Source organism: uncultured Campylobacter sp. (genome assembly GCF_938045465.1).
Classification (GTDB): Bacteria; Campylobacterota; Campylobacteria; order Campylobacterales; family Campylobacteraceae; genus Campylobacter_B.
Window position 1 is genome coordinate 1 of record NZ_CALIBF010000113.1, and the last position, 10,880, is coordinate 10,880.

The following is a 10,880-nucleotide window of genomic DNA, read 5'->3' on the forward strand; positions in this document are numbered from 1 at the left end:
GCATCTGGCGTATCACGTAAGGCAGATGAACGGGCGGGAGTTTTAGGTATTTAAATTTAAGGGGCGATTAGTATAATCCTACATTATTTTAAAAAAGGAGTTTAAAATGACTTTTATGGAGTCCGTGCAAACTTGCGTCAAGCAAAAATACGCCGCATTTAGCGGGCGAGCATCGAGGTCGGAGTACTGGTGGTTTTTTCTATTTACCGTGCTTGGCGGGATTGTTTTGAGCTTGATAGATGGCGTTTTAGGCACTACGATAGGGTATAATCAAATAATAGCCGGCAAAATCGTCCATCAAGAAATCGGCATTATAGATGCGCTTTTTCAACTAGCTATGCTCGTGCCAGCCATCGCCGTATCGGTCAGGCGACTACATGACACCGATAGAAGCGGCTGGTTTTTTCTGCTTATTTTAACGCCGATCGTGGGTGCTTTTTTCGGAGATATCGGGCTTTTGGTATCATTTGTGGGTTGGATAGTGCTGCTTGTGTTTTTCGTGCAGCGCGGCGATAGCGGGTCCAATCGCTTCGGATACGATCCGCTATGATAAAGCTCTAAAGATTTGCGGAATTTTAGAATTCTAAAATTCCATGCAGATAAAATTCTTTGTATTATCACTTAAAATTCTACGCATAAGCACTTTGCAGCGCTAAATTTCTCTTAAAATAAGCTTCGAAAATTCGCTCTAATTGATTGCCATTATCTGTAACTTAGAATTTTTATATTATAATGGCGCTCAAAATTTTATTTTAGAAAGGATGAAAATGAAAGAAAAAATCGAGGCGCTGTTTGCGCAAAACCCTAAAATTTCGATCGCGCAGATTTGCAAGGAGCTCGGCGCCAAGGAGATCGACGTACTGCTAAACCTGCCCGAGCGCTTCGGAAAGAGCGCCGGCGGCGATAAATTCGGCGAGGTCATTAGGGAGCTTGAGAGTTGGGGCGAGGTGCTTTTCGTAAAAAATACGCCGAGCTTCATCATCGAGTTTAAAACCAAGATCCCAAGCGGCAAGAGCGCGCAGGGATATTATAATTTCGGCATGGGCGCAAACGGCGATGAGGCGCATGGGCTGGGTATTTTGGGGGGTCATCTAAAGACGGATGAGATCGATAAGATCATCCTCGTGACGCAGACTTTCATGGGGATGCTCTCGAAATTCGTGGGCTTTTACGACAAAGCGGGCGAGAATATCTTTAAAATTTACGTCTCGCGCGATGAGAAAGGACAGCTTCTAGCCGAGCAAGACGCGAAATTTGAAGCGCTAAAAGCCGCGATTTAGCGCTCGCGCAAAGCTCGTTTTGCGCGGCTTGCGTAAAATTTGTCCTTGCGCGGGTATTTGGGCTTGATCTCGCCCTTTACGCGCGAGATCAAATCCGTAAAATTCTACTGCGAAATAACACTGCGCGCCTCTATGCGCTCGCGCAAGACCCGCCTTGCGCGGCTCGCTCATCGCTTGCTTAACGGCGCTTTGAAATTCTACGGGGCGCCAACCAAGGCGCTTTAAGCTAGCCAATAAGCTTTCAGGCAAAATTTTAAACTATCGTTGATGATGAAATTCCAAACTCGCCTCGTCGCTATTTGCGTCTTAAAGGCGTTTGGAATTTCACTAGCCCGGCTCACGCCTACTTTATCTGAAGCGGAATTTTGCCGCTTCAGATAGATATTCTTTTAAATTTTATTTCAACAATTTACTACTAAATTTTCAAAAATTTTATTTATATTGTCTTTGTACTGCGCATCGTCAAACTCTAAATTATTATTCGTAATTTTCCGCCCGGTAATATCTCCAAGCTCCATAAGATACCGCTTGAGCTTTTCTAAAAATTTATCTGCATTTGCCTTTTTGTCGGAGCTCCACTCGTCTGAGCTAAAATGAATATACGCGATAATTTTTTTGCTTTTAAGATAATATTTCGGTTGATAAATTCCCGATTTCGGAAAATATCTCGATACTTCTCCGCTCAAACAAAGGCAAATATCGATCTTTTGCAGCGAGTGCATTTCAAAATCGCTAAAAACCCTTTTAATCTCTTGCCTTACCGCTCTTATAATATCCGGCATATAGATCGGCACATCATCCGCCCCGCCGATAACGGCATTTATGTTAAATTTCACACGGCACCTCGTCCTTAAATTATAAAGTGATATTATTCAAAATTTTGGCTCATTATATCATCTTCATAATATTTATTGGGTGCTGGAGCTACGGAGTTTTGAAATCGACATATTTTTTATCAAAACAGACCCGAATAAAGATAAATTTTATAAAATCTACCATTTTAATTTCATATCTCAAAAACTTTCCGTCGCTACGCAAGGAGCGTCAAATTTTAAAATTGAAATTTTATACGTTAAGCTTAAAGCTTATAAAACTCCGATATTTAGGGCAATGTAGACCTGAAATTTTATCTTTTACTGCTATAATTCTCTCAGAAATTTAAATCTTAAGATTAAAAAGTATTCTTAAGAATTTTATAAGACGGAGGAGATCTTGAATAGATTGATCTTAAAGATTTACGCGTGGCAAAATACCGCTACGCCGTGGTTTTGGCTCTTTGTAATAAGCGCAGGCTATCTTGCGGTATCGCATTTTTTCTTTCAGCGCTGCCTTTTTATGTCGCCTACGCAGATGAGCACCCTCGTGCGTCTGGGCTTTGCCGTAGCGGGCGTGGGCGCGCTTATCGGCTTGCTGCTGCCGTTTGGCTTCATAGCAAGGCTCATTGCTTACGTACTCGGCTTTGCAGGCGCGATATACGGCTATTTACAAAGCTCCGCGCCGCACCCCGCCGCAGATATCGCAAATTGCCTCGCAGCGCCTGCATTTCCTTTTGCGGCGCCGCTTGATAGCCTGCTGCCGGAGCTATTTCGCCCCGCAAGCTGCACGGGCACTCCGTCCTTTCCCGCGGGCACTGCGCTTAGCGATGTGCAGAGCTTTTTTAGCGGATTTTACGGCGAGGGGTTTTATCTGGTGCCGAGCATTAAATTTGCAGACGCGGCGCAGTGCGCGCAGGTAGCGTTTGCGGCATTTGCGGCTGTTTTGGCTGTGATGTTTGCGAGCTTTTTATACGGCAGATTTACGAGAAGTTTTTAAAATTTTAAGAAAGGATAAGCATGAAGTTTTTAAATTCTATTGCGGCTGCGGCGGCTCTTGCGGCTGTGATCGCAAGCTACGCTGGCGCCGAGGTTAAGGCGGGCGAGACGCTTTACGGCACGGTGCTAAAGCAGGTAAGCGTAAGCGGCGATTTGTCGCACAAGGACGGCAGGCTGCTGCCCACAAACGCCATAGAGGTTTTGGAGGTTAAGGACGGAGTAGTGAAATTTTCGCTCACCGGCTATCAAAATCCAAAGGCGCCCAATGTTATTTATTTCACGCCTAAAGCGCGCATAATCGCGGTGGCGTTTTCGAAGCAGGCTAAATTTCAAAGCGAGAGCTTGGGCGAAGAGGACGGCTTTAATAAGGTTAAAATAACCGCCTACACCGACGAGGGCGCGCTAAGCGGCGACGTGGATAAAATTTTCGCGGGCGCGAAGGAGAAATTTGAAGCCTCGTGTAGCGTCTGTCACGCTCTGCACCAGCCCGTCAGCTACGAAGCCAACAGATGGCCGGGCTACATCAAATCGATGCTTTCGCGCACGCCTATTAGCAAGGATGAGAGCTGGACGGTGGTGCAGTATCTGCAAAAGCACTCCAAGGACGTAAATTTAAAGGATATGAAATGAAAAGACGAAATTTTTTAAAGCTCGGCGCGGCGGTCTCGGCGCTTCCGCTCATTCCAAGCTCGATGCTTGCGGCGGATAAGCTTACCGCGCTTAAGAAAAACGGCGAAATTTTAACCGCGGCGCGATGGGGAATTTTAAAAGCGAGCGTCAAAAACGGCAAGATCGTAAAATCTGCGCCGTGGAAGATCACCTCTAAAATTCCAAATACTCTTCAAAATACGATGGCGGATCTCGTTTATAACACGCGCATCAAAGCGCCGATGGTGCGAAAATCCTACCTCGCCGATCCCGATAATCCAAAGCCTGAGCTTCGCGGGCTTGACGAATGGGTCGAGGTAAAATATGAAGACGCGATCAAGCTCGTCGCGCGCGAGCTTAAAAAGACGCGCGAGCAAAAGGGCGCAGACTCGGTATTTGCGGGAAGCTACGGCTGGCAGAGCACGGGCAACATGCATGTCTCAAGGACGCTGCTTCATAGATTTATGAACTTAAGCGGCGGCTTTACGGGCGTCACGGGAGATTATTCTACGGGAGCGGCGCAGGTCATAATGCCGCACGTAACGGGCTCAAATCAGGTCTATGAGCAGCAAACCTCTTGGCCGGTGGTGCTTGAAAACTCCAAAGTCGTGGTCTTTTGGGGATTAAATCCGATCTCTACGCTTCGCGTGGCGTGGACGAGCTCGGACGAGCAGGGATTTAAGTATTTCGAGCAGCTAAAAAACAGCGATAAAGAGATCATCATCATCGATCCGATCAAAACCGTAAGCGGCAAGTATTTCGAGGGCAAGGCGCGATGGATTACCCCTCGCCCGAACACCGACGTAGCGATGATGCTAGGTATGGCGCAGCACCTATACTCGCAGGGCAAGTACGATAAGGAATTTTTACAAAACTACACCGTGGGCTTTGAAAAATTCGTGCCGTACCTCACGGGGCAGAGCGACGGCGTGGCTAAGACGCCGGAGTGGGCTAGTGAAATTTGCGGCATTAGCGCGGACGTGATCAAAGAGCTCGCGATAAAATTTTACGAAAACCGCACGATGATAATGGCGGGTTGGGGTATCCAGCGCGCTCATCACGGCGAGCAGGCGCACTGGATGATCGTAACTTTGTGCGCGATGCTAGGACAGATCGGACTTGCCGGAGGGGGCTTTGGCTTTAGCTACCACTACGCTAACGGCGGCGCGCCTACCTGCGCGGGCGGCGTGATCGGCGGAATGAACGCGGCAAGCGTCGGCGTCGTTAAGGACGGCAAATTTTTAGGGCTTGCGCAGGATCAGAAGCAAGGCGGCGAAGCTACTCAAGCGTGGCTGGTAAATACGGCGAAGGTTGCCTTTCCTCTAGCTCGCATCGCGGACGCACTACTAAATCCGGGCAAGACGATTGACGCAAACGGCGCAAAGATCACCTATCCGCAGATCGACTTCATCTACTGGGTCGGCGGAAATCCTATCGTGCACCATCAAGACACCAACACCAACATCAAGGCTTGGCGCAAGCCGCGCACCATCGTAGTGAATGAAATTTACTGGACGCCGACTGCGAAGATGGCGGACATCGTGTTCCCGACCACGACGCAGTATGAGCGCAACGACATTACGATGAGCGGGGACTACTCCAATATGCATATAATCCCGATGAAGCAGGTCGTCGCCAAGCAGCACGGCGCGAAGGACGATTATCAAATTTTTACGGACCTTTGCAAGGCTTACGCAGACGGGCTTGCCGAGGTTTATACGGACGGCGGCAAAACGGAGATGGACTGGATCAAGGAATTTTACGAAGGGGCGGCAAGCGCCGTGAACGCAAACACCGCTTTAGGCATGCAGATGCCGAGCTTTGAGCAGTGGTGGGAGAAAAACGAGCCGACGGAATTTTACGAAACGCCTGAGAGTGCTGCGTATGTGAGCTTTGAGGATTTTAGAAACGATCCCGTTTTGGAGGCTTTGGGAACGCCTAGCGGGCTGATTGAAATTTACTCCGATACGATTGCTGCGATGAACTACAAAGACTGCGGCGCGCATCCGATGTGGTTCGAGCCCGTCGAGTGGCTCGGGATGAAGGATAAGCCTGCGAAATTTCACCTGCTCAGCCTGCATCCGCTTGACCGCTTGCATTCGCAGCAGAGCAACACCTCAAATCGCAAGAGATACGCCGTCGCGGATCGCGAGCCGGTACTGATCAATACCGAGGACGCTAAGGAGCTCGGTATCAAGCAGGGCGATCTGGTGCGCGTGTATAACGCTCGCGGCGAAATTTTGGCGGGAGCCAACGTAAGCGGCGACATAATGCGCGGCGTGGTGCAGATCTTTGAAGGCGCGTGGTACGATCCTAACGCCGAGGGGCTTTGCAAAAATGGAAATCCGAACGTACTTACGATCGATCTTCCTACGAGCGAGCTTGCCAACGGCAACATCGCGCACACGGCGTTAGTAAATATCGAGCTTTATAAACACAAGGCGGGCGAGGATATCAAACTAACCGCATTTATGCCGCCTAAAGGGGCGAAGTAAGGATTGTGAAGCGGTTCGGGCTTTAGAGCGGCTTTTTATGCCCCGAACCGCACCCGCTTTGGATTTGCTACGACAGCGGGTTGGATCGATTGGCTTGCCGCAGCTTTACGGCTGTGATGGGCTGAGGTTAAATTCTGAATTGCCCAAAGCTTTTCTACCTTGGCGACGGGCTGAGTGAATTTTACCTGCCATAGCTTTGTGAATGCGGCAAGCCAGAGGAGCGGCGAGCGGTATTCGTCTCGCTGCCCCACTCCGCCCTATTTACTCGTGAAATTAAACGGCTTGCCGTTTGAACTAGAATTTCAATCCAAACTAAAAAACCGCCTAAGCTTCCATTTAAAATTTTTCTTCGGAATTTGTGTATCACTAAAATCGTCGCTCCAAATTTCGTTTTTATCGGTGAAATAGCCGCTATTTTGAGCCTGCGGTATAAAGTCGGTCCGATCTTCTATTTTTACGTTTAGCGCCTTGAAATATTGCAGCAGCTCATAATACTCTTTTGTAGATACGGCATTTATTAAAAAGTAATTTCTGTTGTTAAATTTAACGACAAAATTTCTTTTTAACAGCCAAAGGGGCTCCGAGCTCTTTTTGAGCTTGTAAATTTTATACGGCAGAGCAAATATTAAATATAGCATTAGATGCTTTATATAAAGAGCAAGTTTGCCTATATGAACGCCTATGCTTGAATATCTATATAACTCATACGAGCTTAAATAATGGAACCTGCCGTAAGAGTTTTCTAGTTCGCATACTACGCAGAAATGAACGCTAGATATATTTGCGGACGGATCGGGGGCTATTTTGGTTTCGGAAATTATGCTATCTTTCATATCTATATTTTCGACGTAGCGGATCAGGCTGTTTGAAAAATAAAAATAGCTCGGATTTTTAGAAAAATTTTGCTCCGCCGAAATTCTTAGCCGTATGAAAGAATATGTCACAAAAATTAAAGAAATGATACCGAAAGCGCTAAATTTTCCCGTAGTGCCAGTCATAATCAGATCATAAGCTAAAAGCGAAAAACCCAATATGCAAGTAAATATACTCCAGGAAAATACATGATAGACGGTGTAATCGTTTATGATCAATGGCTCTTTGTCGTAGTCTCTCATAAATCCCCTATTTTGTAAAATTTTGGCACATTATAACGCTTTATTCTCATAACGTATTAAAATTTAAAGTCATTTTGACCATTTAAATTTTTAAGTTCGTTATTAGGTAGAATTTTAAAATTCTACCCTACTTCACCTTCTTTGCCGTATTTTGCCAGTCGTTGCATTTACATAAATGCAACGCGATGAGTTTAAAACGAAATATGCATACTAAGCGCGATTATGCATAAAAGTAGCGCCAGCGGGACATAGACAAAGCGCCCGATATCATACCAGAGCTTGCCGCGAGCCCTCTCTGCGCCCAGATTGATCTCATCTAAAATTTCATTCCGCCTAATCACCCAAAACCACGATATCGCTCCGATTACAGCTCCGATCGGAATGATATAAATCGATACGAAATCCATCCACGGACCCCATGAGCTTATCGCTTCCATACCAAGGCCCGCACCCAGGCAGATCGCGCACAATAGCGCAAGCGTGAATGCGCGGCTTAGCCTTGGAAACTTATGCATTAGCGATTCGGCGACTACTTCGAACATATTTTGAAGCGATGAAATTCCACCAAAAATCACGGCGGTAAATAAAATCACTGCAAAAATTCTACCACCTGCCATATCTTGTAAAATTTTAGGCAGAGTTACGAAAAGTAGCTTAGGACCCGCCGCAGGATCCATTCCGTAAGCAAATACTGCAGGGATCATTACTAGCGCAGCTACCATAGCGGCTAGCGTGTCAAATAGCGCGGTATTTTTCGCCGCAGATACGATGTCTTCGTCCTTGGATAGATACGCGCCATAGACGATCATCCCTGAGCCCGTAATCGATAGCGAGAAAAACGCCTGTCCCATCGCAGAAATCCAAACCATCGGATCTGCTAGCTTAGTAAAATCAGCGCCAAAAAGAAAGGCATATCCGCCCGCAGCGCCTTGCAGCGTCGCGACCCTAATTGCCAAAATTGCAAATAGCACGAAAAATAACGGCATCATAATTTTATTCGTTTTTTCGATACTTTTGGCGCCGAAAAACAGCGTCAGCAACGTGCCTGCAACGATTATGCAGTGATAAGGCACCACGGAGTAGGACGTCAGGGCAAAAGAGTTAAACCACGTATCGGTATTTTCGCTCATTAGCGAGCCGTCTATGGCTTGAACTAGCGCTTTTAGAACGTAGGCGATGATGACGGCATAGCCCACTGCGATACACATCGAACCGGCAAGTGGTAGCCAGCCAATAACCTTACCGATAGCGCCCAGTCCGCGGCTTTTCCACGCGTATTCGTATGAGCCTAGCGTGCCTGTTTTGGCGCGGCGACCGATCGCGTATTCGGCGCTTAGGCCTACGTATGAAAACAGCGTTACAAAAAAAACGTAAATTAGCAAAAATGCGCCGCCGCCGTTCGTGCCGAGTTTATAAGGGAAGCCCCAGACATTTGCCATACCTACGGCGGAGCCCACGCAAGCGATGATAAAAGCCCAACGCGATGAGAATTTGTGTTTTGTCATAAAGCCATCCGTGCGAAAAATTTTCGTTATGGTAGCAAAAAGGAATTTAAGATTTATTTATGCGGAATTTTAAGGCGTGCCGACTTGATTACTGAGGAATTTTTAGAATTTAAAGCCGCGAAGTTTTAAAGCAAGATTGGTGAAATTTTATGATCAAAATCGATAGAGTTAATTCTGCGATACTGCGCGGTAAAATTTTATCTTTATAATTTTAGAAAATTTTGCGCTTAGGCTTTGGCTTTAAAATTCGCTTGGTCTGGGCTTGTAGTGGGGCTTGCTATTTAAATTAGGCGAGAAATTTAGATCAATTAGAATTTTAAAATTCCGCGAAATTTTAAAATTTACGATCTCGCAAAATTTAAAAATAGGCTCATCAAGAAATTCTATCTAGCGTCGCTCTGGCAGAATTTTCGCGGTAGAATTTCGCCTTTTGTTTGTAATATGAAGAGGACTTATAAATAGCACTTTTATGGCGCTCTACAAGGCGAGTGGCATTCCTGTGCCCGCTATTAGGGCATCTATACGGGAGCGGCGAATAAATTTTCACCCTAGATGGGAATTGAGAGCGTCGCAAGCGGCAGCGCGCTTGAAATTCCCGGCGCGCAGCATCATAGAGCGAATTTTATTAACTCACACTTTGGCTTAGTTATTTTTCTCCGCTTCTTCGTTTTCTTGCGGTTGCGCGACTGCTTTTTTGATCGCTTTTACGAGCGAAACTCTTGTGCCATCCATTCGCAGTACTTCGTAATCGCAGTTTTCATCGCTTATTTTATCGCCGATTTCAGGTAGGCTGCCGAAGAGATTAAAGACGTAGCCGCCGATCGTTAGCTGCTCGGTCTCTTCGTCGAAGTCAATGCCCATAACCTCCTCGACGCCTTCGATCTCGAAACGCCCTCTAAACTCAAAGGTGTTCTCGTCGATACGTTTGAAATTTTGCGCATTCGCGTCGTGCTCGTCGTTGATGTCGCCAAAAATTTCTTCTATTATATCTTCCATCGTCAAAAATCCCGCCGTGCCGCCGTATTCGTCGATGACGAGCGCGGCAAAAATGCGCTGCTTATTCATCATAGGTAAAATTTTAGAGATCGGGCTGTTTTCAGGCACGATAATGAGCTTACGCACGATCTTATCGAAGCTTTTATCTCCCTTTTGTTGGATGATGTCGCGGATGTGGATGAGGCCTAGGACGTTGTCTTTGCTACCGTCGATATATGGGAAGCGCGTAAATTTCGACTGCAATACGGTTGCGTAGTTTTCATCGTAGCTTTTTTGCTTATTTAGGCATATGAGATCGCGCCTCGGCGTCATTATCTCTTTGGCGACCGTGTCGCTGAAATCGACGGCGTTTTTGATGATCTCGGTCTCTAGGCTATCGAGTACACCGCCTTTTAGGCTCTCGCTCGCGATGATTTTGATCTCTTCGTCAGAAAGCGCAAGCTCGCTCTCTTTAGCGGGCTTTACGCCGATGATTTTAAGCGAGACGGCAGCAATGAAGTCAAACGCCTTTATGATCGGAAAAAACATAATCCAAAAAATATGAAGCGGTCTGGAGATAAAAAGCACGATCTTCTCGGTTTTGGCAATAGCGATGGATTTTGGCACTAGCTCGCCGAGCACGACGTGAAACAGCGTAACGAGCGTAAAAGATATGACGAAGGCGATCGTATGCGCCGCCGCTCCGCCGCCTATGCCGATGGATCTTAGTGGCAGCTCGATCAGTCTCGATACCGCGGGCTCACCGATCCAGCCGAGGGCGAGCGAGCTTATCGTAATGCCTAGCTGAGTGGCGCTAAGATAGGTGTCAAGGGAGTTTGAAATTTTAAAAGCGAGCTTTGCGTTTGGAATTTTATCCTTGATAAGCTCTTCGAGGCGAGACTTTCTTACTTTGACGATTGAGAATTCCGAAAGAACAAAAAAAGCATTCATAAAGATGAATACAAAAGCTAAAACTAACATTAAAACCGAACTGTCCGTGTCCAAATTTCTTATCCTTTGAAATTTAAAAATAAATATTTATGATTATATC

Annotated in this window: 10 protein-coding genes; 5 read left to right on the forward strand and 5 right to left on the reverse strand. The window is 46.4% G+C overall.

All coding sequences use genetic code 11. The features are described from left to right. Positions 1 to 106: 106 nt before the first annotated feature. Positions 107 to 550: a DUF805 domain-containing protein gene (locus Q0413_RS05250; protein WP_005872982.1), complete on the forward strand. Its 444-nt coding sequence runs from the start codon at positions 107 to 109 to the stop codon at positions 548 to 550. A 217-nt stretch (positions 551 to 767) separates the two neighbouring features. Then, positions 768 to 1,280 (forward strand): heme utilization cystosolic carrier protein HutX, encoded by a 513-nt coding sequence (gene hutX, locus Q0413_RS05255; RefSeq protein ID WP_298987917.1) that lies wholly within the window; start codon positions 768 to 770, stop codon positions 1,278 to 1,280. On the opposite strand, the gene Q0413_RS05260 is transcribed toward hutX, so the two are convergent. Then, on the reverse strand, positions 1,263 to 1,529 hold the full coding sequence (locus tag Q0413_RS05260; protein ID WP_298987919.1) for a hypothetical protein: 267 nt from the start codon (positions 1,527 to 1,529) through the stop codon (positions 1,263 to 1,265). The two genes, hutX and Q0413_RS05260, sit on opposite strands and share 18 nt — an antisense overlap. A gap of 152 nt (positions 1,530 to 1,681) precedes the next feature. Beyond that, positions 1,682 to 2,116: an Imm12 family immunity protein gene (locus Q0413_RS05265; RefSeq protein ID WP_298987920.1), complete on the reverse strand. Its 435-nt coding sequence runs from the start codon at positions 2,114 to 2,116 to the stop codon at positions 1,682 to 1,684. 376 nt (positions 2,117 to 2,492) lie between these two features. Between Q0413_RS05265 and Q0413_RS05270 the strand changes: the two genes are divergently transcribed. The 3 genes from Q0413_RS05270 to Q0413_RS05280 are packed head-to-tail and all read left to right on the forward strand — an operon-like array spanning position 2,493 to position 6,234. Continuing rightward, positions 2,493 to 3,092, forward strand: a complete 600-nt coding sequence (locus tag Q0413_RS05270; protein ID WP_298987922.1) for a disulfide bond formation protein B — start codon at positions 2,493 to 2,495, stop codon at positions 3,090 to 3,092. Between the two features lie 20 nt (positions 3,093 to 3,112). Beyond that, positions 3,113 to 3,721, forward strand: a complete 609-nt coding sequence (locus Q0413_RS05275) for a cytochrome C (RefSeq protein WP_298987923.1) — start codon at positions 3,113 to 3,115, stop codon at positions 3,719 to 3,721. Continuing rightward, a complete protein-coding gene (locus Q0413_RS05280; protein WP_298987924.1) occupies positions 3,718 to 6,234 on the forward strand; it encodes a molybdopterin guanine dinucleotide-containing S/N-oxide reductase in 2,517 nt (838 codons plus the stop codon). Before Q0413_RS05275 ends, Q0413_RS05280 begins: the two co-directional genes overlap by 4 nt. Positions 6,235 to 6,536: 302 nt before the next feature. Here the strand turns inward: Q0413_RS05280 and Q0413_RS05285 are convergent, their stop codons facing one another. The 3 genes from Q0413_RS05285 to Q0413_RS05295 all read right to left on the reverse strand — a co-directional run bounded on the left by Q0413_RS05285 (position 6,537) and on the right by Q0413_RS05295 (position 10,810). Next, positions 6,537 to 7,349: a hypothetical protein gene (locus Q0413_RS05285; protein WP_298987926.1), complete on the reverse strand. Its 813-nt coding sequence runs from the start codon at positions 7,347 to 7,349 to the stop codon at positions 6,537 to 6,539. Positions 7,350 to 7,540: 191 nt separating this feature from the next. Further along, positions 7,541 to 8,854, reverse strand: coding sequence for a sodium-dependent transporter (locus Q0413_RS05290; protein WP_298987927.1), 1,314 nt, complete (start codon positions 8,852 to 8,854; stop codon positions 7,541 to 7,543). A gap of 642 nt (positions 8,855 to 9,496) precedes the next feature. After that, positions 9,497 to 10,810: a hemolysin family protein gene (locus Q0413_RS05295; RefSeq protein ID WP_177386673.1), complete on the reverse strand. Its 1,314-nt coding sequence runs from the start codon at positions 10,808 to 10,810 to the stop codon at positions 9,497 to 9,499. Positions 10,811 to 10,880: the final 70 nt, after the last annotated feature.